At 75.1% G+C, this 21,510-nt stretch carries 18 protein-coding genes; 8 read left to right on the forward strand and 10 right to left on the reverse strand.

Going from position 1 to position 21,510, the window contains the following annotated elements; genetic code table 11:
* Positions 1-22: 22 nt before the first annotated feature.
* The 3 genes from ACFVN3_RS05010 to ACFVN3_RS05020 all read right to left on the reverse strand — a co-directional run bounded on the left by ACFVN3_RS05010 (position 23) and on the right by ACFVN3_RS05020 (position 6,097).
* Positions 23-4,759 carry an HtaA domain-containing protein gene (locus ACFVN3_RS05010; protein ID WP_378231169.1) on the reverse strand — a complete coding sequence of 1,579 codons (4,737 nt, stop codon included), beginning with the start codon at positions 4,757-4,759 and terminating at the stop codon, positions 23-25.
* A gap of 281 nt (positions 4,760-5,040) precedes the next feature.
* Positions 5,041-5,637 (reverse strand): orotate phosphoribosyltransferase, encoded by a 597-nt coding sequence (gene pyrE, locus ACFVN3_RS05015; protein WP_378231403.1) that lies wholly within the window; start codon positions 5,635-5,637, stop codon positions 5,041-5,043.
* A gap of 52 nt (positions 5,638-5,689) precedes the next feature.
* The gene (locus ACFVN3_RS05020; RefSeq protein ID WP_378231171.1) at positions 5,690-6,097 is read right to left on the reverse strand and encodes a MerR family transcriptional regulator; all 408 of its coding nucleotides are present in this window, start codon (positions 6,095-6,097) and stop codon (positions 5,690-5,692) included.
* A gap of 47 nt (positions 6,098-6,144) precedes the next feature.
* On the opposite strand from ACFVN3_RS05020, the gene ACFVN3_RS05025 reads away from it, so the two are divergent.
* Complete coding sequence (locus tag ACFVN3_RS05025) at positions 6,145-7,077, forward strand: NAD(P)-dependent oxidoreductase (protein WP_378231173.1); 933 nt, start codon at positions 6,145-6,147, stop codon at positions 7,075-7,077.
* An 18-nt stretch (positions 7,078-7,095) separates the two neighbouring features.
* On the opposite strand, the gene ACFVN3_RS05030 is transcribed toward ACFVN3_RS05025, so the two are convergent.
* Positions 7,096-7,860 carry an SDR family NAD(P)-dependent oxidoreductase gene (locus ACFVN3_RS05030; protein ID WP_378231175.1) on the reverse strand — a complete coding sequence of 255 codons (765 nt, stop codon included), beginning with the start codon at positions 7,858-7,860 and terminating at the stop codon, positions 7,096-7,098.
* A gap of 71 nt (positions 7,861-7,931) precedes the next feature.
* On the opposite strand from ACFVN3_RS05030, the gene ACFVN3_RS05035 reads away from it, so the two are divergent.
* A complete protein-coding gene (locus tag ACFVN3_RS05035) occupies positions 7,932-8,717 on the forward strand; it encodes an exodeoxyribonuclease III (protein ID WP_378231177.1) in 786 nt (261 codons plus the stop codon).
* Positions 8,718-8,767: 50 nt separating this feature from the next.
* Here ACFVN3_RS05035 and ACFVN3_RS05040 read toward each other — a convergent pair whose 3' ends face one another.
* Complete coding sequence (locus tag ACFVN3_RS05040) at positions 8,768-11,845, reverse strand: carbohydrate binding domain-containing protein (RefSeq protein ID WP_378231179.1); 3,078 nt, start codon at positions 11,843-11,845, stop codon at positions 8,768-8,770.
* Between the two features lie 185 nt (positions 11,846-12,030).
* On the opposite strand from ACFVN3_RS05040, the gene ACFVN3_RS05045 reads away from it, so the two are divergent.
* Both ACFVN3_RS05045 and ACFVN3_RS05050 read left to right on the forward strand, forming a co-directional pair.
* Positions 12,031-12,639, forward strand: coding sequence for a DUF4190 domain-containing protein (locus ACFVN3_RS05045; RefSeq protein ID WP_378231181.1), 609 nt, complete (start codon positions 12,031-12,033; stop codon positions 12,637-12,639).
* Between the two features lie 2 nt (positions 12,640-12,641).
* Positions 12,642-13,451 (forward strand): septum formation family protein, encoded by an 810-nt coding sequence (locus tag ACFVN3_RS05050; protein WP_378231183.1) that lies wholly within the window; start codon positions 12,642-12,644, stop codon positions 13,449-13,451.
* A 22-nt stretch (positions 13,452-13,473) separates the two neighbouring features.
* Here the strand turns inward: ACFVN3_RS05050 and ACFVN3_RS05055 are convergent, their stop codons facing one another.
* Both ACFVN3_RS05055 and ACFVN3_RS05060 read right to left on the reverse strand, forming a co-directional pair.
* Entirely contained in the window at positions 13,474-14,151 is a 678-nt protein-coding gene (locus ACFVN3_RS05055) for a TetR/AcrR family transcriptional regulator (protein WP_378231185.1), read from the reverse strand.
* A 104-nt stretch (positions 14,152-14,255) separates the two neighbouring features.
* The gene (locus ACFVN3_RS05060) at positions 14,256-15,059 is read right to left on the reverse strand and encodes a peptidoglycan-binding protein (protein WP_378231187.1); all 804 of its coding nucleotides are present in this window, start codon (positions 15,057-15,059) and stop codon (positions 14,256-14,258) included.
* 296 nt (positions 15,060-15,355) lie between these two features.
* Here ACFVN3_RS05060 and ACFVN3_RS05065 point away from each other — a divergent pair, with 296 nt between their 5' ends.
* The 4 genes from ACFVN3_RS05065 (at position 15,356) to ACFVN3_RS05080 (ending at position 19,134) form a co-directional block, all read left to right on the forward strand.
* The gene (locus tag ACFVN3_RS05065; protein WP_378231189.1) at positions 15,356-16,069 is read left to right on the forward strand and encodes an ABC transporter ATP-binding protein; all 714 of its coding nucleotides are present in this window, start codon (positions 15,356-15,358) and stop codon (positions 16,067-16,069) included.
* Positions 16,069-16,962 carry a hypothetical protein gene (locus ACFVN3_RS05070; protein ID WP_378231191.1) on the forward strand — a complete coding sequence of 298 codons (894 nt, stop codon included), beginning with the start codon at positions 16,069-16,071 and terminating at the stop codon, positions 16,960-16,962. Before ACFVN3_RS05065 ends, ACFVN3_RS05070 begins: the two co-directional genes overlap by 1 nt.
* A 205-nt stretch (positions 16,963-17,167) precedes the next feature.
* Entirely contained in the window at positions 17,168-18,478 is a 1,311-nt protein-coding gene (locus ACFVN3_RS05075) for a sensor histidine kinase (RefSeq protein ID WP_378231194.1), read from the forward strand.
* Positions 18,475-19,134: a response regulator transcription factor gene (locus ACFVN3_RS05080; RefSeq protein ID WP_237841515.1), complete on the forward strand. Its 660-nt coding sequence runs from the start codon at positions 18,475-18,477 to the stop codon at positions 19,132-19,134. The genes ACFVN3_RS05075 and ACFVN3_RS05080 overlap by 4 nt, the downstream gene beginning before the upstream one ends.
* 2 nt (positions 19,135-19,136) lie before the next feature.
* On the opposite strand, the gene ACFVN3_RS05085 is transcribed toward ACFVN3_RS05080, so the two are convergent.
* From ACFVN3_RS05085 to ACFVN3_RS05095, 3 genes are all read right to left on the reverse strand, one after another.
* The gene (locus ACFVN3_RS05085; RefSeq protein ID WP_378231196.1) at positions 19,137-19,901 is read right to left on the reverse strand and encodes a YqjF family protein; all 765 of its coding nucleotides are present in this window, start codon (positions 19,899-19,901) and stop codon (positions 19,137-19,139) included.
* 4 nt (positions 19,902-19,905) lie between these two features.
* Positions 19,906-20,304, reverse strand: a complete 399-nt coding sequence (locus ACFVN3_RS05090; protein WP_378231198.1) for a hypothetical protein — start codon at positions 20,302-20,304, stop codon at positions 19,906-19,908.
* 64 nt (positions 20,305-20,368) lie between these two features.
* A complete protein-coding gene (locus ACFVN3_RS05095; RefSeq protein WP_378231200.1) occupies positions 20,369-21,343 on the reverse strand; it encodes a diacylglycerol/lipid kinase family protein in 975 nt (324 codons plus the stop codon).
* Positions 21,344-21,510 lie beyond the last annotated feature (167 nt).

Raw genomic sequence — 21,510 nt, forward strand, 5'->3', positions numbered from 1 at the left:
CGTCGTGCGTGGTGCCGGGGGCTCAGGCGGTCGCGACCGCCTGGACGCGACCCGCGCGACGACGCCGCACGGTCAGGATCGCCCCGCCCGTGAGGAGCAGGGTCCCGGCGAGGAGCGCGAGGCTGCCCGCATCCGTCCCGGTCGAGGCGAGCGCACCGGAGTACGCGTCGCACTCGACGTCGCCGCCGATCGGGAAGGTGAACGTCACGGGCGAGAGCGCCGTTCCGGCCTCGTAGAACCCGGCGAACGCCTTCGCCCCGGCGGCCGTGAGGGTCGCGGGAGCGCCGCTCCACGTGATCGTGGAGCCCGACGTCGACTTCTTGCCCGACAGGTCCAGGCTCGCGAACGCGACGCCGTTCGACGAGGACTTGTTGCCCTCCATGTCGCTGCTCCGGACGTCGACCACGAGCGTGCCGGTCGAGCCGTTCACGACGACGCGCGGGTTGCTGATCCGCAGGTCGAGGATGCCCTCGTGCCCGGAGAACGACACCGAGCCGCCGAAGCTGGCGCGGCCCTTGCCGAGGTCCGTGTTGAACGAGCCCTTGCCGCCGCTCCACGTGAACGCCGAGCCGGTGTCGCCGACGCCGTCCGTCGAGACGGAGCCCTTCGCGATCGGGCCGGTGACGTACGCGCGGAACCGGTCGCTCACGCCCCACGAGAGGGTCGCTCCGTTGACGCCCTGGGCGAAGCACTGCTCCGCCGCGCTGCCCGTGCCGGTGCCGGTGGTCCCGGTGCCGACGATGGTGATGGGGGCGGACGCCGTGTGGTCCGCGCCGATCAGCAGGAGCGTGTGCTCGCCCGGGGCGACGTCGCTCGGGATCGTCACCGTCGAGGTCGCGGCGCCGCCCGCGTTCGCGGTGACGCCCGTCGCGAGCGTGCGCGGCGTCGAGCGGATCTCCGTGCGGATCCCCGCCTCGTCGGCGCCGAACCCGACGCCGCTGATCGTGACCTCGTCACCCGGGCGGGCCTGCGACGCCGAGAGCGTCGCCTTCGCCGGGTCCACCGAGCCGCCCGTCGAACCGTCGCCCGGGGTGCCGATCGTGCCGCCGTCACCGGGCGTCGTCGCCTTCGCCCCGATCGTGAACGTCAGCGGGTCGAGCGCGGTCCCGGCGGGGTAGAAGCCCGAGAACGCGAGCGAGCCGTCAGCCGTGAGCGTCGCCGCGGCCTTCGAGTAGGTCACGGCCCCGTCCGCGCTCGTCGTCGGCGCGCCGAGCGCGAGCGTGGCGAAGACGACGCCCGTGCGGTCGAACGTCGAGCCGTCGAGCCCCGTCGAGCGTGCGTCCACGAGCAGGCGACCCGTGCCGGGGCCCGTGACGTCGACGACCGGGTTCGTCAGCGCGAGGTCCAGTGCGCCGGAGTGGCCGGTGAAGCGGACCGTGCCGGTGTACTTCGCCGTGCCACGGCCCGACGCCGAGGTCCACGTGCCGCCGTCGGCCTGGCCGAAGCGGAAGAGGCCGTCGACGACGCTCGCACCGCTCGTCGCGGTCGCGCCGCCGCCCGCGACCGGGCCGACGATGTAGCTGCGGAACGACTCCTTGACGCCCCAGGTCAGGGCGCCTGCCGTCGTCGGAGCGGTCGGCTTCGCCGTGACCGCGACCGTGACCGGAGCCGAGACCGAGCCGACGAACGCGGCGGGGTCCGCGGGCACGAACGTCGCCGTGACGGCGTGCTTCCCCACGGCGAGGCCGGTCGCCCGGTGCGTCGCGGCGCCGTCGGTGACGGTCGCCGTGCCGAGGGTCGTGTCGCCGACGGTGAACCGGACCGTGCCGGCCGCCTTCGGGGCGACCGTCGCCGTCAGCGTCACCGCCGTGCCCTCGACGGCCGAAGTCGCCGAGGAGGCGAGGGTCGTGGTGGTCGGCTGCGCCTCCGGCGCGGGCTGGCGCACCGCGACCGGGGTGAACGTGTCGAGGCTGCGGTCGGTCGCGGAGAGGCCGTGCGCGGCCGAGGTCGCGACGACGTACTCCTTCGACGGGTCGAACGAGCCTGCCGGGACGGTCAGCGTCGTGGTGAACGCGCCGTCGACCACCTGCTGCGGCATGACCCAGGCGAGCTGGAGCCAGCCCGTCGCGACGAGCGGGCCCGAGCCGTCCCAGATCGACTTCTCGCCGACCAGCACGTACGCGCCGAACCGCGCGCCGTCGCCGACGAAGCCGGTCCCCGAGACCGTGAACGTGTTCTCCACCGCCGGGTCCACCGCGCCCGAGGGCGACACCGTCACCACCGGCGTGGGGTCGGGGGCGGGGACCGTGACGGTGAGCGTCGCGCTGCCGGTCACCCCGAGGTCGGACGTCACGACGACGGGGACGGGGCCCGCTGCGGTGTCCGCCGGGACGGTGAGCACGATCGTCGCGCCGTCTCGCGCGTACGTCGCGGCCTTGCCGCCGAACGTCACGCCCTTGACCTGGTCGCCCGCGACGAGGCCGCTCACGGCGAGCCGTACGGTGCCGCCGGCCTCGACCGTCGTCGCGGCGGGCGTCACCGTGAGCGACCCGGGGGCGTCGAACGCCACCGGAGCGAAGAGCTCCTGGTCCGCGTTGCTCACACCGCCGGCGCCGTACGTGTAGATGCCGTGGCGGCCGCCGTCGAGCAGCCCCGGGTTCTTCACCACGAGCCGCGCCTCGAACGTGCCGTCCTCGGCGATGTCCGTCCACTGCGCGCGGATCACGGACTGGTACTGCGCGGGGACCTGGTCGAGCACCGTCTCAGCAAGGGCCCACACCTGGGACCCGACCTTGCGGGTCGACGACGCAGCGCCCTCGGACGGGCGCCACTGCTCGGCGAAGCTGCCGAACACGACGTACGTGCCCTGGGGCAGGGTCGCCGGGATCGGGACGCCGCGGCCGCCGACGTTCGCCGCGGGGTCGAAGCCCGAGCCCTTGACGACGACCGTGTCGCCCACGGCTACCTCGGTGTCGCCGAGCGGCGTCACGCCGTCCGCGCCGAAGACCGCGATCTCCGGCTCCCAGACGGGGGCGGCGGGCTCGGTCGTGAACGCGACCGGCGCGTAGAGCTCCTGGGCGGCGTTGACGGTGCCCCCGGCGGCGTACGTGTAGACGCCGTACCGGCCGCCCTCGAGCTCGAGCTCGCTCGCGACGAGCTCGGCGGTGAACGTGCCGTCCTCGGACAGCTCCGTCCACTGGCCGCGGATCGCCGCCTGGTAGCGCGGGTCGACCTGGTCGAGCGCCGCGGACGCGAGCGCCCACTGCTGCGACCCGGCCTTGCGGGCGGACGACGCCACGCCCTGCGACGGCCGCCACTGCGGCGCGAACTTGCCGAACACCACGTAGGTGCCCGCCGGGATGCCCGCGGAGATCGGCGGCCGGTTGCCGGCCGGAGCCACGTTCGCCTCCGGGTCGAAGCCCGAGCCCTTGACGACGATCGTGTCCTCCGGGCGGACCGGGGAGTCGCCGAGGGGCGTGGTGCCGTCGGCGGCGAAGAGCTCGACCGACGGCTCCCAGACGGGCTCCGGGGTCGTGCCGCCCAGCACCGCGACCGGGGTGAACGTGTCGAGGCTGCGGTCGGTCGCGGACAGGCCGTGCGCGGCCGACGTCGCGACGACGTACTCCTTGGCCGGGTCGAGCTTCCCCGCCGGGACGGTGAGGGTCGTCTTGAACGCTCCGTCGCGCACCTGCTGCGGCATGACCCAGCCGAGCTGGAGCCATCCCGACGCGACCAGCGGACCGGAACCGTCCCAGATCGACTTCTCACCGATCAGCACGTACGCGCCGAACCGCGCCCCGTCGCCCACGAACCCGGTCCCCGAGACGGTGAACGTGTTCTCCACCGCCGGGTCCACCGGACCCGAGGGCGACACCGTCACCGCCGGGTCCACCGCGGGCTCGGGCTCCGGCTCGGGCTCCGGCTCGACGGCGGTCACCGTGTGCGCGACACCGGTCGCCGTCGAGGCGACGAAGGCCGCCGGGTCCGCAGGCTCGAAGACCGCGCCGAGGTCGTGCGTGCCCGGGGCGAGGGCAGAGGTCTCCAGCCGCGCGACGCCGTCGGACACCGCGGCGGTGCCCAGCGCGGTCGCGCCGTCGCGGAACTCGACCGTGCCCGCTGCGGCGGGCGCGACGGTCGCGGCGAGCGTCACGGTCGTGCCCGCGACCGACGTGCCCGCGGGCGTCACGGCGAGCGTCGTGCTCGTGGCCACGGCCGGCGCGACCGGCTCGGGGGACACGACGCGCGCGGTGAGCGTCGCGATCGGCTTGCCCGCGTACGACGAGAAGTAGGACGAGACTCCGGCGAGCGACGCGGTGACGGTGCCGTTCGCCACGAACGTCACGTGGTCGCCGTCGCGCGTCGGCGAGACGGTGACGTCCGCGACCTTGGCGTCGTTCCCGGCCCCGGCGTTCACCGTGCCCGCGAAGTCGGCGTAGAGGACGCCGGTCGTCGGGCCGGTGAGGTCGAGACGCACGTCGGAGACGGTCACGTCGAGAGCCCCGTGGTGGCCCTCGTAGCGGGTCGAGCCGCCGAGCCGCACCGAGCCGGTACCCGACGCGTCGTCATAGGTCCCGGACGCCGGGCCGTAGGAGGACTGTCCGCCCTGGAGGGGCGGCGTGACCGTGCCCTGCGCGATCGGGCCGGTGACGTACGACGTCCAGGAGTCGACGAAGTTCCAGGTGGCCGAGCCGCCCGTCACGTCGGCCGGGGCCGCCTGCGCGGGAGCGCCGGCGCCTGCGACGGTCAGGCCGGCGGCGAGCGCCGTGGCGAGGAAGGAGGCGAGGCCGCGGCGGACGCGTCTCGACGGTGAAGTGCGCACAAGGTCTCCCGTGCTGGTCCGTGCTGGTCCCGGCGGGGGCGGGACGGCGGGGGCTGGACGGGTGTGATCTGACGCCCCGTCGGCATCGGACTGTATAAGGCTCGCCTCACCAAAGCAAGGTAAGCCTGGCCTATCCGGGTGTGACGCGTGCCTCGTCGCACGACGACGCCCCGCGGCACGGGCCGCGGGGCGTCGTCGGGAGGGCGGCGGCGGTGCGCCGGCTTCAGGTCGGGATCAGCCCCGGGATCAGCCCCGGGATCAGCCCCGGGATCAGCCCGGGATCAGGCGAGGCCGAGGTCCTCCAGGCTGAACAGGAAGTGGTACGGCACGCCGAGCGCCTCGATCTTCTCGCCCGCGCCGGTCGTGCGGTCGACGATCGTCGCCACCCCGACGACCTCGCCACCGGCGGCGCGCACGGCCTCGATCGCCGTGATCGGCGACCCGCCGGTCGTGGTGGTGTCCTCGACGACGACGACCTTGCGGCCGGCGACGTCGGGCCCCTCGATCTGCCGCTGCATGCCGTGCGCCTTGGCGGCCTTGCGCACGACGAACGCATCGAGGTCCTGCCCCCGCGAGGCCGCCGCGTGCAGGAGCGCGGTCGCGATGGGGTCCGCCCCGAGGGTCAGCCCGCCGACGGCGTCGACCTCTGCCGTCCCGAGCCCGCGCTCCTCGAGGAGGTCGAGGAGCTGGTGCCCGATGAGGGGCGCGGCCCGGTGGTGCAGCGTCACGCGCCGCAGGTCGACGTAGTAGTCCGCCTCCTTGCCGGAGGAGAGCGTCACCCGGCCGTGCACGACGGCGAGCTCACGGATGAGGGCGAGCAGCTGCTCGCGGGGCGTCGAGGCGAGCGTCGAGGCGGAGTCAGTAGTCACGGTCGCCAGGGTAGTCGGCGGGGCCGCGGACCGTCAGGACTGCCCGGGCACGCCCGGCTCCTCACGCGTGGACCTGCTCCACCGGGCTCGCGCCGACGGGCCCGTAGGACGCGGCGCCCGCCCGCTCGGCGCCGTCGATGTACCGGACCAGGGCCGTGCGGGAGCGGGTCAGCGTGTCGATCTGGTCGTCCACGCGACCCAGCCGCGCCCGCAGGGCGGTCAGCAGCTCCGGGCATCCCACGAGCTCCGGGGCCTCCCCGGTGGCGCACGGCAGCAGGAAGCCGATGTCCTCGGTGGACAACCCGGCGTCGAGCAGGTGCCGGATCTGCCGCACCGTGACCAGGTCGGCCTCGTCGTACCGGCAGTACCCGCCCGCGGTGCGACCCGGTTCCAACAGTCCCTGGGCCTCGTAGTACCGGAGCTGGTGGGCCTTGACCCCGCTCCGACGGCTCAGCTCTCCGATGTGCACGACGCCCCCTTGACCTTCAGACCGGTCTGAACGTCGACCATGCTGCCATGGCACACCACACGAGCACCCAAGCCAGCACCGAGACGAGCACCGAGACGACGAGCACCGACGTGACGATCATCGGCCTGGGACTGATGGGCAGGGCTCTGGCAGACGCGGTACTGACGGCGGGGCACCAGGTGACGGTGTGGAACCGCACGTCCGCGAAGGCGGAGGGACTCGTCTCCCGAGGCGCGCGGCTCGCCGGCTCGGTCGAGAGCGCGGTCCTCGCGAGCCCGGTGAGCATCGTCTGCCTCTCGGACCACGAGTCGCTCCAGCAAGCGTTCGCGTCGGTCTCCGGGGAGCTCGACGGCCGCGTCCTCGTCAACCTGACCTCGGGCGATCCCGAGCAGGCCCGCGATCTGGCGCGCTGGACCGACCAGGCGGGCGCCCGCTCTCTGGACGGCGCGATCATGGCGGTGCCGTCGACCATCGGCACCGCCGACGCGATCATCCTGGTGAGCGGCTCGGGGACGGCCTTCGAGACCCACCAGCCTCTCCTCGGCGCGCTGGGAGACGCGACCTTCCTCGGTGACGACCACGGCCTGTCGGCGCTGTACGACGTCGCCGGCCTCAGCGTGATGTGGGGCGTCCTGAACGCCTGGCTCCAGGGGGTGGCGCTGCTGAGCACGGCCGGTGTCGAGGCGTCCGCCTTCACGCCGTTCGCGGCGCAGGTCGCGCAGGAGACGGTCGGGTGGCTGCCCGGGTATGCCGACCAGGTCGACCGCGGCTCCTTCACGCCCGACGACGCGACGCTCGCCACCCATGCGGGCGGGATCGCCCACCTGGTCAGGGTGAGCGAGAAGCTGGGCGTCGACGCCGAGCTCCCGCGGCTGTTCGGGTCCGTGGTGGCCCGCGCGATCGCCGCCGGGCAGGCGGAGCTGAGCTACGCCGCGCTGATCGAGCAGCTCACCCCGGGACCGGGGTCGAGCGCCTCCTGACGGGCGGGCGCGCGCCGCCTAGCGATACTTGCCGATCGCCCGGACGGCCGCGCGCGGCATCGCCCGCAGGGCGGCCGACGCGACGCGGTAGCGCACCGACGGGGTCGAGATGACGACGCCGCGCCGCACGTCCGCGAGCGCAGCGGAGACCACGCGGTCGGCGTCGAGCCACGCGAGGTCCGGCAGGACGGACTTGTCGATGCCCGCGCGGTCGTGGAACTCGGTGTGCGTAAAGCCGGGGCACAGGACGGTCGCGGTGACCCCGGTGCCGTGCAGCTCGACGGCGAGCCCTTCCGTGAACGAGCGCACCCAGGCCTTCGCCGCCGCGTACGTGCCGCCCGCGGTGAGCGCCGCGACCGACGCGACGTTGAGGATCGCGCCGCGTCCGCGCTCCGTCATCTGCCCGGCGGCGGCGTGGGACAGGACCAGGACGGCCCGCACCATGACGTCGAGGGCCCGGAGCTCGACGTCGAGGTCGCCGTCCACGAAGTGCTGCTGGGTCGCGAACCCGGCGTTGTTGACGAGCAGCCCGACCGGGCGCTCGTCGGGGCCGCCGGTCGAGGCGAGGCGCTCGGCCACGCGTGCGACGTCGTCGGGCACGGACAGGTCCGCCGGCAGGACCTGGACCCGCACGCCCGCGGCGGCCCGGATCTGGCCCGCGACGTCCTCGAGGCGCGCCTCGTCGCGCGCGACGAGCACGAGGTCGTGCCGCGCCGTGGCGAGCTGCCACGCGAACTCCAGGCCCAGGCCGGCGCTCGCGCCGGTGATGAGTGCTGTCGCCATGGCCACAGCCTACGGGCGGCGCCGTCCGAACCCGGCCGCCACACGGCGAGGACGTCGGTACGGTGGAGCCCGTGCGCCTCGCGACCTGGAACATCAACTCCATCCGTGCCCGCGTCGACCGGGCGGTCGCGTTCCTCGAGCGGACGGGGACCGACGTCCTCGCGCTCCAGGAGACCAAGTGCGCCGACGTCCAGTTCCCCGTCGCGCCGTTCGAGGCGGCGGGGTACGAGGTCGCGCACGTGGGCGTGAACCAGTGGAACGGCGTCGCGGTCGTCTCGCGCGTCGGCCTGGACGACGTCGAGACCTCCTTCCCGGGACAGCCCGCCTTCGGCGAGAAGGTCGAGGCGCGCGCGCTGGGCGCGACGTGCGGCGGCGTGCGCGTGTGGAGCCTGTACGTCCCGCACGGCCGCGAGGTCGGCGACCCGCACTACGCGTACAAGCTGCGCTGGCTCGACGAGCTGCGCGGCCGGGCCGAGGGCTGGCTCGCGGACGACCCCGCGGCGCAGGTCGCCCTGGTCGGTGACTGGAACGTCGCCCCGCTGGACACCGACGTGTGGGACGTCGCGTACTTCGCCGGGAAGACGCACGTGACGCCCGCGGAGCGCGACGCGTTCGCCGCGTTCGGCGCCGCCGGGTACACCGAGGTCACGCGCGAGGCGATCCCCGCCGAGCACACGTACACGTACTGGGACTACCAGCGGCTGCGCTTCCCGCGGAACGAGGGCATGCGGATCGACTTCGCCTACCTCTCCCCCGCCGCCCGTGCTCGCGTGACGGGCGTGTCGATCGACCGCGACGAGCGCAGGGGCAAGGGCGCGTCGGACCACGTGCCGGTCGTCGTCGACCTCGGGGACTGAGCGACCGTCCCGCCCGCGGCTCGCGGGCGGGACGGTCGAGGCGCTCCGCGCTACCTCAGGTACGGGCCCGCCTGCCCGACCTTGCCCGGCGCGGGGTTGCCCGGGAGGTCGAGGACGTACGCGCGCAGGTTGCCCTTGCCCGGTGCGGGGACCGTCAGGGTCCCGGTCGTCACGACCTTCCGGTCGCCCGTCACGGCGTCCACGTAGGTGCCGTTCGGGACGCGGGAGAAGGTCGCGGCGTCCGTCACCGTGACGAGCACGAAGCTGTCCACGGCGCCCTCGGTGAACCGGCGCTTGTACGCCATGTTCCCTTGCACGCCGACCGTCGAGTACTGCCCCTTCTGGAGCGCCGGCACGGAGCGACGGATCTGGTTGAGCCGCTGCACGTGCTGGACGAGCGGCTTCTGGAGCGTCTGCGCGACCGCGCCCGACGCGGACTCCACGACGCCGAAGTCGCTCGCCACGACGTCGCCCGCGAGGTGGTCGCCGTAGTACGCGCGACCGGTGGTCGCGAGGGGGCACGTCGGCCCGCAGTCGATCGGCTTGCCCGCCTGGAACTCGATCTCCGAGCCGTAGTAGAGCGTCGGGATGCCCCGGAACGTCCACATGAGGCTCATGTTCTCCGCCCACGCGTCGGTGCCGCCGGCGTAGCGCACGGTCGACTTGTTGGGCCCGTAGTCGTGCGAGTCGACGTACACGACGTTGTACGTCGCGTCGTTGTACGAGTCGTCCGAGTCCTTGCCGTTGTGGTACGCGTTGCCCGCGTCCCCGAAGTTCATGTGCATGCGCATGTCGATCACGTTCATGCCCGAGAACTTCGAGTGGTCGGGCGCGTGGTACGTGTTGCCGTCGGCGCCGCCGAGGAACGCGTTGTCCGACGTCGGCTGGTTGCCCGTACCCAGGAGGTTCTCGTACTGGAACTGCTCGGCGGCGGCCACGACGTCGTCCAGGGAGTACTCCTTGCGCTCCTTCCACGTGTAGAACTGCGCGGAGTGGTTCACCGAGCCGCGGTTCCACTTGTCGTTGACGAACGCCGCGACCTCGCCGAAGACGTAGAAGTCCTTGCCCTTCTCGCCGTGCGTCGCGACGGCGTGCTCCTGGATCGCCGGCAGGAAGTGCCGGTTCCACAGGACGCGCGGCACGTGCACGGCGGTGTCGACGCGGAAGCCGTCGACGCCCATGTCGATGTACCGGTTGTAGGCGTCGATCAGGTACTGCTGCACCTCGGCGTTCTCGGTGTTGAAGTCGGCGAGGTCGTCGTGCAGCCAACAGTCCTGCGCGTCCTTGCCCTCCCAGTTGCCGATCCAGCACTGGTGGTACGTGCTCTTCGGGAACATCCCCGACGTCGGCGACGGCCACTGGCAGTTGTAGATCTGGAAGCCCTCCGGGCTCTTGTGCTGCGTGGGCGTGCCGAACCCGGAGCACGTGCTCCCCGCCGGGGCCGTCGTCGACCACAGGTCGCCGTTGTACGTGCGGCCCTTCGCGAGCGCGTTCTGCGCGGCGGTGAGGGTGGGGTCGTTCCCGTCGTTCTCCTCCAGGGGGTCGTACTCGCGGCCCTCCTCCTTCGCCGAGTACATCCAGTCCCACTGGCCGTCGCGCGCGCCCCACACGGTCGGCACGAACAGGCCCTTGGCGCCCCAGCGCGACGAGTGGTTGTACACGACGTCCTGGTAGATCTTGATGCCCTTCGCGTGCGCCGCGTCGATGAGGTCCTGGTAGGAGGCGCCCGGCGTCTCGAGCCGCGGGTCCACCCGGAAGAAGTCCCAGCCGTGGTAGCCGTGGAAGTCGTAGTCGGACCGGTTGAGCACGACGGGCGTGATCCAGATCGCCGAGAAGCCGAGGCCCTTGACGTAGTCCAGCTTGTCGACGAGCCCCTGGAAGTCGCCGCGGAACATCGGGTCGTCGTGCGCCGCGTTGCCCGACTTCACGTGCTGCGACCCGCCGCGGTTGTTCTCGCTCACGCCGTCGTTGAAGCGTGCGGTCATGACGAAGTAGATCGCGTCCTCGCGCGGGTCCCCGCCGAGCGGCTCGCCCGTCCTGCCCGGGTCGACGACGGGCTTCGTCCCGGTCGTGACCGCGGCGGGGGCGCTCGCCGCCGAGCGGTTCCCGGCGGCGTCGACGGCCGTCACGGTGTACGTGTACGCGGTCCGCTCGAGCAGCCCGACGTCCGTCGCCGACGCGGTCGTGACGTCCCGCGTCACGGTGCCCGCTCCCCCGGCGCGGGTCAGGGTGTACCCGGTGACGCCCGTGTCGTCCGTCGCGGCGTCCCACGAGACCGTGACCCGGACGCCGTCGGCCGTCGCGACGAGACCCCCGGGGACGCTCGGCGCCTGGGTGTCCGGCTCCTCGGGGACGTCGGGACCGCACGGGCTCTGCGCGACGGGCGCCACGACGCCGCCCGCGACCGTCTGCGGTCCCGCGGCGTAGCGGTAGTTGGCTCCGCCGTTGTTGTCCCACCGCCCGGAGCCGTCGTTGAAGACGACCTGGCCGCCGCTCGCGTCGCCCAGGTCGATCGTGTGCGCGAACCAGCCGGCGCACGCGGCGGTCATCGCCGTGCCCGGGACGCTCGTCCACGCGCCCGAGCCCACCTGGTAGTGGATCTTCGGCGCGGCCCACGACGTCGCGTAGTAGATCGTCGCGGTCGGGTCCGCGGGGTCCGTCGGGTCGGTGGGGTCCGTGGGATCGGCGCCGCACGGCGACGTGCCCGTGGTGAGCGCGCCGTCCCGCACGACGACCGTCCCCGCGCCCGCGCGGTAGTTGGCGCCCCGGTTGTTGTCCCAGGTCCCGGCGCCGTCGTTGAAGGTGAGCTGCACCCCCGACGCCGCGCCGAGGTCGATCTCGGCCGTGAGCCAGCCCGCGCAGGCGTCCGTCATCGGGACGCCGGGGACCGCCGTCCACGCGGCGCCGTCGACGCCGTAGTGGACGTTGGTCACCGCCCAGCCCGGGCGGTCAGGGTAGTAGACCGTCGTCGTGGCCGTCGTGGCCGTCGTGGCCGTCGTGGCCGTCGTGGCCGTCGTCGCACTCGGTGCCGCGACGGCGCTCAGGCCGGCCGCCCCCGGCAGGGCGACGGCGAGGGCCAGTGCCCCCGCCAGGCGTGCCCGCGACCTTGCGAGCCTCGTTGTTCGCATCGGTGATCCTCCGTGTCGTCTCCCGGCGTCGGTGCCGGGACGTCGGCCGCCGGACCGCGTGCCGCCGTCGTGGAGGACGCACCCTGGCTGTACCGTTGCTGCAAGATGTAGCAACATTTGCGATCGCTTACAAGGGGCTGTTCATACGGCGGACGACGTGCCGCCTCCGTCGCTACGGTGTGTCCATGACCACGCCCCCCGTCCCGCCGTACGGGTCGTCCGACGACCCCGTCGACCCGTACGCCGCCCCGCGCCCGCACCAGCCGCCGCTCACCCCGTACAACCCGCCGACCGACGCCCCGGCGCCGGAGCAGGGCGGCTTCGTCGCTCCGTCCGGGGCGGGTGGCGGGTACCCGGGCACGTCGGCACCCGGGACGGGAGCCCCCTACGGCGCGCCCGCCGCTCCGGTCGGGCAGGCATCGCCCTACGGCCCGGGCACCGCACCTGCCTACGGCTCCGCGCCGGGCGCCGGGTACCCGCCGTCGGACCCGTCCGCCTACCCCGGGTCTCCCGGCTACGGCGCCTACCCGCCCCCGTACGGGTCCGTGTACACGGCGCCGCCGCGGACGAACGGGCTGGCGCTCGCGTCGATGATCGTCTCGATCGCCAGCCTCGTGGTCTGCGCGGGCTTCCCCGGGATCGTCGGCCTCGTCCTCGGGATCGTCGCGCTCAACCAGGTGATGCGGGACGGGACGCGCGGGCGCGGGTTCGCCGTCACCGGCATCGTCGTGGGCGCCGTCTGCACGGTGTTCGCGATGCTCATCGTGCTCGCCGCGACCCTGAGCGACTCGTAGCCGTGGCCGACGACGACCTCTTCGCAGCGCCCGGCGGCCCGGCCGGACCGCCCCGGCCGCCGACCCCCGTCCCGCCCCCGCCGGCGGCGACCCCGGCCCCGCCGAGCGCCCCGGTGCCCTCGGGCGCCTCAGGGCCGCCGGGCGCCCCCGTGCCGCCTCCGGCCGCCGCGCTCGGACCAGGCTTCGCCCCGGAGACGTACTACGCGCCCGGGTGGCAGCCCGCGCCGCCGCGCGTCGAGCCGCTCGCCGTGGCGAGCGTGCCCGCGGGCGTGGTGCTCGGGCCCGTCGGGATCGGGCTCGGTGCCGCGGGGCTCTCCCGCGTGCGGTCCCGGGGCGCGCGCGGTCGAGGGCTCGCGGTCGCCGGCATGGTGGTGGGCGCCGTCGTCACGGTCGCGTGGACCGCGGGCGCGCTCGTCTGGTGGCAGGGCGAGCAGGCGCGCACGCCGCTCGCGGGCGACGTCGACGCCCCGCAGACGGTCAACGCGGTCCAGCTCGTGCTGGGGACCTGCCTCGACGAGCTGCCGCCGGACGGCGAGGTGTCGCAGGTGCGGGCCGTGCCCTGCGCCGACGAGCACCGGGCGCAGGTCGTCGCCAGGACCGACCTGGGCGCGGACGAGGTGTGGCCCGGTCAGCAGGCCGTCGACCGCCGCGTCGCGCGCGTGTGCACGCCCGACGTGCTGGGCGCCGACGCGCCCGAGGGCGTCGAACTCGTCGTGTGGTCGCCGACGGAGGCGTCGTGGCGTGACGGCGACCGCACGGGGCTGTGCCTGGCCGCCGGGGCCGACCCGCTCCCCGGCGACCTGCTCGGCTGAGGACGGCGGGAGGTCCTCGCGCTCAGCGCGCGGGGACCTCCTCGGCGAGGATGAGGTCGAGATAGGCACGCAGGTCGGCCGCCATGTCGACGCGCTCGGGGCGCGGCCGCTCGAGCGACAGCAGCCACTGGACCTGGAGCCCGTCCATGAGCGCGACGATCTGTCGCGCCGCCGCGTGCGGGTCCACCCCGGCCCGCAGGCCGCCCGCGCGCGCCCGGCGGGAGAGCTGCTCGACCGCCCGAGCGACCGCCCACTCGTACCGCCGGACGAAGTACTCGTGCGCCGGGTGGTCCGGGGACGTCGCCTCCGCCGCGAGCGCCGTGAACAGCTCGACGATGTGCCGCCGGAGGGCGTTGCGCTCGACCAGGCGCACGAGGGCGTCGAAGTAGTCGGTCCCGCGCGCGAGGTCCTCGTCCAGGTCCGCCACGTCGACGGTGTCGCGGTAGTCGAGCACCGCCTCGAGGAGCGCGACCTTCGTCGGGAAGTGGTGGAGGAGGCCGGGGTGGGACATGCCCACTCGCGACGCCAGCTCGCGCAGCGAGGCGGCGTGGAAGCCGACCTCACCGAAGAGCACGACGGCGGCCTGGAGGATCTCCTCGCGCTTGGCGCGGCCCTTCGCGTACCCGCGCCCGGGGTCGGGGCTCGCGGGACGACGGGGAGCGCCGCGGTCGTGGCCGGCTCCGAGGGCCGCGCTCGTCATGGGTCCTGCTCCGTCCGTCGTCCGAGAGGGAAAACCCTACCGACCGCGGCAGGTCCACGGTGCCCGTCCGCCGGCTTTCACCCGCCCGGCCCGGCCCGCAGCGCTCAGGACGCCGGCGCGAGCGTGGCCTCGGCCTGGTCCCCGGTGCTCGGGGTCGGCCCCGGCACGGCGCCCGACGGCCGGTCCGTGGGCGACGGCGGCGCGGGCTCGGTCGGAGTCGTCCCGCCCGGGTCCGTGGACTCCTCGCCGCCACCCTCCGGGGCAGCCGCGAGCGCCTCGGCCGTCGCGGCGGTCACGGCGCCGTCGCCGGGAAGGCCGTTCGCCTCCTGGAAGGCGCGCAGCGCCGCCCGGGTCGCCTCGTCCAGCGTGCCGGTGACCGCGACGTCCGCGCCGTGCACGCGGAGGCGTTCCTGGACCCAGGAGACGGACGCCGCGTCGGGCTCGGTCGTGGGTGCCGGGGTCGTCGGCGCGGGCTCCGGCGCGGTGCCGCTCGGCGCGGCGGCGGAGGGCTCGGTGGTCGGCGCGGGGTCGGCCGACGCGAGCGGCGTGTCCGTCCCGCCGGCCGACGGCCGGGGCGCCTGCGTCGTCGCGGGGCCGGCGCCGTCCGCCGGGTCCGCGGCGGGCGGCGGGATGCGCGTCACCTCGGGGCGGGGGACGTCGGGGCGCGGCGTGACGGCCGGGACGCCGTCCTCGACCGTGGTCCCGCCGTCGGCCGAGGCGCCGACGACGAGGGCCTCGCCACCTCCTGTCGCGGCGCCCACCATCCCGGCCACCGCCACGACAAGGGTCACCGCGCCGGCGCCCGCGGCGACCGTGACCCACGGCGTGGCCGCGCGGCGCTCGACGGGCGTCGTCGGGGCGACGCGGCCGTCCTCCGGGGAACCGGTCGAGCCATGACGTCGGCGCACGTCGCCTCCTTCCAGGGCGGTCGAGGACCGGCGGACGACGCGTGGCGCTGCCCGCCAGAACGGTCGGGTGGACGTCCACCCTGCCCCATGGTCCGGCCCGATGTCACGCCCGGCGCCCTCACCTGCGACGACGCGGCGCCCGACGGCGCGGGTCCACGCCCCGACCGACCGGGTTGCGACGAAGGTCGCAACACAGGTTCCCCCCTGCGCCGCAAGACCCGGGGACCGCCCGCGCGACAGCCTGGTGGGGCACCGCGCGGGAGGCCCGTGCGGGACGCATCGAGGAAGGGACCGGCATGACCACCATCCACGTCTCCGGGCTGCGCAAGACCTACGGGGCGTTCGACGCCGTGCACGACGTGACGTTCACGGCCGCGCCGGGCCGCGTCGTCGGGCTGCTCGGGCCGAACGGCGCGGGGAAGTCGACGACGCTGCACGTCCTGCTGGGGCTGGCCGCGGCGACCGCGGGGAGCGCGACGTTCGACGGACGCGCGTTCGCGGACCTGGCGCACCCCGCCCGCACCGTCGGCGCCCTGCTCGACGCCGGCGGCCTCCACCCCGGGCGCACGGGCCGTGACCACCTGCGCGTGCTCGCCGCCGCAGGCCGGATCCCGCCGGGGCGCGTCGACGACGTGCTCGCGCTCGTCGGCATGACGCCCGCCGCCGACCGGCGCGTGCGGACGTACTCGCTCGGGATGCGGCAGCGCATCGGCATCGCCGCCGCGCTGCTCGGCGACCCCGAGGTGCTCGTGCTCGACGAGCCCGCCAACGGGCTCGACCCGGCCGGCATGCGCTGGCTGCGCGACCTCGTGCGCGCGTTCGCCGACGACGGCGGCACCGTGCTCCTCGCGAGCCACGTGCTGTCCGAGGTGCGGCAGGTCGCGGACGACCTGGTCGTCGTCGGGCAGGGCCGTGTCGTCGCCGACGGTCCGCTCGACGACCTGCTCCGCGGGGAGTCCCTGGAGGACTTCTACCTCGACCTGACCGCAACGACCGAAGGGGTGCGCTGATGTACCGCGCCGAGATGCTCAAGCTCCGCACGACCCGCGCGACGTGGGTCGTCGCGGCCGTCGCCGTCGCCGGGATGCTCGTCGTCCAGGCCTTCACCCTCCTGCTGCCCACGATCCTGCGGGGCACCGAGGCGCTCGGTGGCGGCGCGACCGTCGGGTTCCAGGCGTCGCCCGAGATGCTCGAGGACCTGGCACCCGACCTCGGCGCGCTCGCCGACGCCGCCCAGCCGTCGTTCCAGCGCGGCATGCTCGACCTGCTCGGCAACGGGCTGAACGGCTCGGGGTCGGTCGGCGTCGCGACGATGTGCATGCTCCTGCTCGGCGTGCTCGCCGTGACGACGGACTTCCGCACGGGCGGGATCGTGCCGACGGCGCTCGTCCAGCCGTCGCGGCTGCGCATCCTCGCCGCGAAGGCCGGCGCGACCGCGACCGTCGCCCTCGCGGTGGGCGTCGTGCTCGCCGTCGTGGGCGCCCTGGGCCTCACCGTCGCGATCGTCACGACCCCGGGCGCGACGCTCGCGCTCGGGCCCGGCGAGGTTCTCGGCGTGTGGGCCCGCGGCCTCGCGGTCCTCGTCCTCCTCACCTGGTTCGGGCTGGGGATCGGGACGCTCGTGCGCGGCCAGGTGGCCGCCGTCGTGACCGTCGCGGCGCTCGCGCTCGCCGAGCCCATCGTCCGGGGGGCCGTGACGCTCCTGTCCGGCGGCGAGTCCGCCGCGGCGGAGTGGCTGCCCCTGGGCCTGGGCGCGCTCGCCTCGACGGGGCAGTCCGGCGCGGCGCTCCTGGGCGGTGCCGCGCCGCTGGGGACGCTCGCCGCGCTCGCGGGGCTCGTCGCGTGGGTCGCTGTGCTCCTCGGGAGCGGTGCCGTGACCCTGCAGCGCCGCGACCTGGTCTGACGACCGCCGAGGGAGAGGCCTGGTACCGCGAGGGAGAGGCGTGGTCACCCCGTTCCGGGGACCACGCCTCTCCCTCGGCGGACCACGGCTCTCCCTCGCGGTCGCGTCGGCGCACCCCCGTAGGGTGGGCACGCCTGCCCCCCGACCGCCCGTACCCGTTGCTCGTGCCCGCCGCACCGTATCCGTCGTCCCGCTGGAGGAGTTCGTGACCGAGGCCCTGCGCCGCGCGCTCGACCGCGTCGGGGTGCGTACGGACATGGGCCGCGACGCCGTGCTCGCCGGGGTCGTCGCCGCCGCGACCGTCGTGCTGTTCCTCGGCATCGAGCGCGTGCTCGCGTCGGACGTCGGCGCCACGTTCGGTGCCGGGCCGGGGGCCGCGATCGTCACCCCGGGCGCGCGCGCGATCGTGCTCGCGCTCGTCGTGCTCCAGGCGGCGACCCTGACGTTCCGCCGTCGGGCACCGCTGGCGTGCCTCGCGCTCGCCGTGGCGGCCCAGGTCGCCATCACGGTGCTCCTGCCGCCGTACGTCGGCTTCCAGGCCCCGGCGACCCTCGTCGCCGCCTACTCCGCCGGGGCGTACGCGCCGCGTCGCACGCGCCTGGCCGCGCCTGCGGCCGCGGCCGCCGCGCAGGTCGTGCTCGTGTTCGCGCTCGGCGGGTTCGCCGTCCCCGCCGTGACGGGGCCCGCGCAGCACGCGCTCCAGGTGGGCGGCGCGCTGCTCTCCGCGCTGCTCACGTTCGTCGGGGCGGCGCTCGTCGGCTCGTACGTCGCGACGCGCCGCGAGCTCGTGGCCGAGCTGCGCGACCGGGTGCTCCGTGCCGAGCGCGAGCGCGAGGCGCTCGCCGCCCAGGCGGTCCTCGAGGAGCGGGCGCGCATGGCGCGCGAGCTGCACGACGTCGCGGCCCACCACCTCTCGGGCATCGTGGTCCAGGCGTCTGCGGCCGAGCGCCTCGTCGACGCCGACCCGGAGCGTGCCAAGGAGTCGGTGCGGTGGATCCGCGCGCAGGGCCGGGAGACGCTCGACGACCTCCGCCTCGTGGTCGGCATCCTGCGCGGCCGCGACGACGAGGACGGCGCGGAGCGCGAGGCGCCGCAGCCGACGCTCGCCGAGGTCCCCGCCCTCCTCGACACGGCGCGCTCCGCCGGCACGGTCGTCACGGTCGAGACCGACGGCCGCCCGTGGGAGCCGACGCCGAGCACCCAGCTCGCCGTCTACCGCGTGCTCCAGGAGGCGCTCGCCAACGCCCGCCGGCACGCGCCGGGACGGCCCGTGGCCGTGCGGTTCGCGTGGTCCGCCGCGGACCTCGTCCTCACCGTGCGCAACCCGGCGGCGGGCACGGTGCCGGTCGCCGACCCGCAGACCGGTCACGGGCTCGTCGGGATGCGCGAGCGGGCGGCCGTGCTCGGCGGCTCGCTCGACGCGCGGCGTGCCCCGGACGGGGCGTGGCTCGTGCGCCTCACCGTGCCGCGCGCGCCCGCGCGCGACTCCCGCACCGCCGACCAGGAGGTCTCGTGACACGCGTCGTGCTCGTGGACGACCAGGCGGTCGTCCGCGCCGGGTTCACCGTCATCCTCGAGAGCGAGGGGATCGAGGTCGTCGGCGAGGCCTCGAACGGGGCCGACGCCGTGCGCGTCGCGCGGCGCGAACGGCCCGACGTCGTGTGCATGGACGTGCGCATGCCCGGTGGGGACGGGATCACGGCGACGCGCGCGCTCGCGGGGCCGGACGTCGTCGACCCGGTGCCCGTGCTCGTGGTGAGCACGTTCGACCTCGACGACTACGTGTTCGGGGCGCTGGAGGCCGGGGCGAGCGGGTTCCTGCTCAAGGACGCCGAGCCGGACGTGCTCGTCGACGCCGTGCGCCGCGTGGCGGCGGGCGACGGCCTGGTCGACCAGTCCCTCACGCGCCGGGTCATCGGCGAGTTCGCGCGCCGCCGCGCGCCCGTCTCCCGGGACGACGACGCGGCCGCGCTCCTCACCCCGCGCGAGCTCGACATCGTCGACCTGCTGTGCCGCGGGTCGTCCAACGCGGAGATCGCGACGGCCCTGTTCCTCGAACCGAGCACCGTGAAGTCGCACCTGAGCCGTGCCATGACCAAGACCGGGGCGCGCGACCGCGTGCAGCTCGTCGTCTGGGCGTTCCGGCACGGGGTCGTCGACCCGGCCGGCTGACCTCAGCGCACGGGGCGCGGCGCCGCGAACCGCGCGTGGACGGGTGCGGCGACGTGCACCAGGGGCGGTGCGCCGCCGTCGGGCAGCCCGAGCCGCCGCGGCAGGTCGGTCTCGAGCATGTCGAGCGACCCCCGTCGTAGCGCCCACGGCTCGTGCTCGACCGGGAACCGCCAGAGCCTGCCGGCGCGGAACCCGTACCCGTTCCAGCGGGCGGTAAGCCGGCGGGCGAGCCCCGACGTCGCGTCCACGGCCTCGTGCGCGCGGACCACCGCGCTCAGGTGCCCGGCCCGCAGTGCGGGGTGCTCGTGCGGGACGGGGAAGGGTCCGCGCCGCCCCGGCGCGCGGAACCGGTAGCGCATGGCGTCGGACCCGTCGCCCGTGACCGCCGCGACCGCCGGGTGGTACGGGACGCCGGCGGCGCGCGTCGCGGCGACGAACGCGCGACGGGTCGCCCACAGTCCGAGGAACCAGACGCCCTCGACGCCGGTGCGGTCACGCACGTACACACGGACGTTGAGCTCCGGGAACGTCGACCACGCTCCGAGCGGGGGCAGCGGCGGCACCCGCACGTCCGCCATGACGAACGGGACCACCCCGACCCACGTCGCGCCGTCGAGCACCTGGACCCTCAGACCCGGCGGCAGCCACCGCTGCACGACGGCCGGGTCGACCGGCCAGTGCAGGAACGTCAGCGACTCCCAGCGCTGGGCGGCCACGACGACCCCGCCGCGCGGTGCCGGCGGTCCGGGCGGCGAGTCCGGGCGCACCGCGTCAGAGCACCTGGTAGAGCGCACCCTGCACGAGGCTCAGGACGAGGCCCAGCAGCGCGGCCGCGCCCAGCGCCGTACCGGCTGCCGCGAACGCCGTGCCCGGCAGCCGCCGCACGAGCGCGACCGCGCCCGTGACCACCGCGGCGAGGCCGAGCAGGCCGGTGAGGATGCCGTTGACGAGCTGCAGGACGCTGACGGACGTCGGCGAGTACCCGGACGACGACAGGACGAACGGGAAGGCCAGCGTGACGGCCGCGCCGACGAGGACCGTCGCGGCACCCGTGACGAACGACGTGACGGCGAGCGGGGAGCGTCGTGCGCTGGGCGCCGGCGCAGGCGGGCCGTAGGCAGGTGGGGCGGGCGACGACCAGGTCTCGGGGCCGGTCTGGGGAGCGCTCATGCGCCCATCCTGCCGAACGCCGGACTCCGGCACCTCTCCGTCCACAGGCCGTGGCGCGTCCGCGTCAGCGCGTGGAGGGCGCGCCCTCGGCCAGGTCCTCGGACTCGTCGGGCTGGTACACGCAGACCCACAGCGCCTCGGGGCGCACGGTCACGCCGAGGCGCTCGGACGGCTCGATGACGTCGCCGTCAAGCTGGCGCGGCTGGGGGCGGTCCGAGACGACCGTGATCTCGCGGCCCCGCACGACCTCTCGGCTCGGCACCCGGCTCTTGCCGCGCACGACGCCCCACAGGAGCTGCACCCAGTGCTTGAGGTTGCGGGGCGCGACGATCGCGACCTCGAGCTGCCCGTTGTCCGGCTCGGCGTCGGGCAGGATGTTCGTCCCCGCCTGCAGGCGCCCGACGTTCCCGACGAGCACCGTCCGTGCCCGGCGCCGCCGCGTCCGACCGTCGACCGTCACCTCGAGGTTCATCTCGTCGTCCGCGAGGTGCTTGACGGCGGAGACGACGTAGGCGAGGACCCCCGCCTTCGCCTTGAGCGCCGTCGGCGCGTCCTCCATCATCGCGGCGTCGAGACCCATGCCGGCCATCACGGCGAAGACCTGTCCGTCGACCTCGCCGACGTCGATCTGTCGCCGCCCCCGCTCGAGCGCGAGCCGGATCCCGTCCTCGGGGCGCGCCGGGATGCCGAGGTTCGTCGCGAGGAGGTTGCCCGTGCCGCCCGGCAGGATCGCGAGCGCCGCGTCGGTGCCCACGAGCCCCTCGATGCACGCCCGGACCGTCCCGTCGCCGCCGCTGACGAACACGACCTCCGCGCCGTCGTCGACGGCCTGCCGTGCCTGTCCCGTGCCCGGGTCCTCGGCGGTCGTCTCGAGCCACGCCGGCTCGGGCCACCCGGCCTCCGCGAGCCGCGCGGTGATCGTGGCGCGCAGCTCGTCGAGGCCGTCGACCCGGTTCGGGTTGACGATGACGGCGGAGCGCAGGGGCTTCTCGTCGAGGCGTTGCTGGGCGGCGGGCTCGGTGGTCTCGTCGGTCGGCACGTCCCGAGTATGTCCCGACGTCGCACCGCCCGCCCGGCGTCGGCCGCCCTCGGCCCTGCCGCACGAGGCAGAGCCCCGGTAGCGGGGGGGTGGTTCCGGTAGAGAGTGTACGGGACATCCAACTCCGAGGACAGGGCAGGTAGCCGGGGCGCCGGGGGTAGTCGGGG

It is taken from the genome of Cellulosimicrobium sp. NPDC057862, from assembly GCF_042797035.1.
In the GTDB taxonomy this organism is placed as follows: domain Bacteria; phylum Actinomycetota; class Actinomycetes; order Actinomycetales; family Cellulomonadaceae; genus Cellulosimicrobium.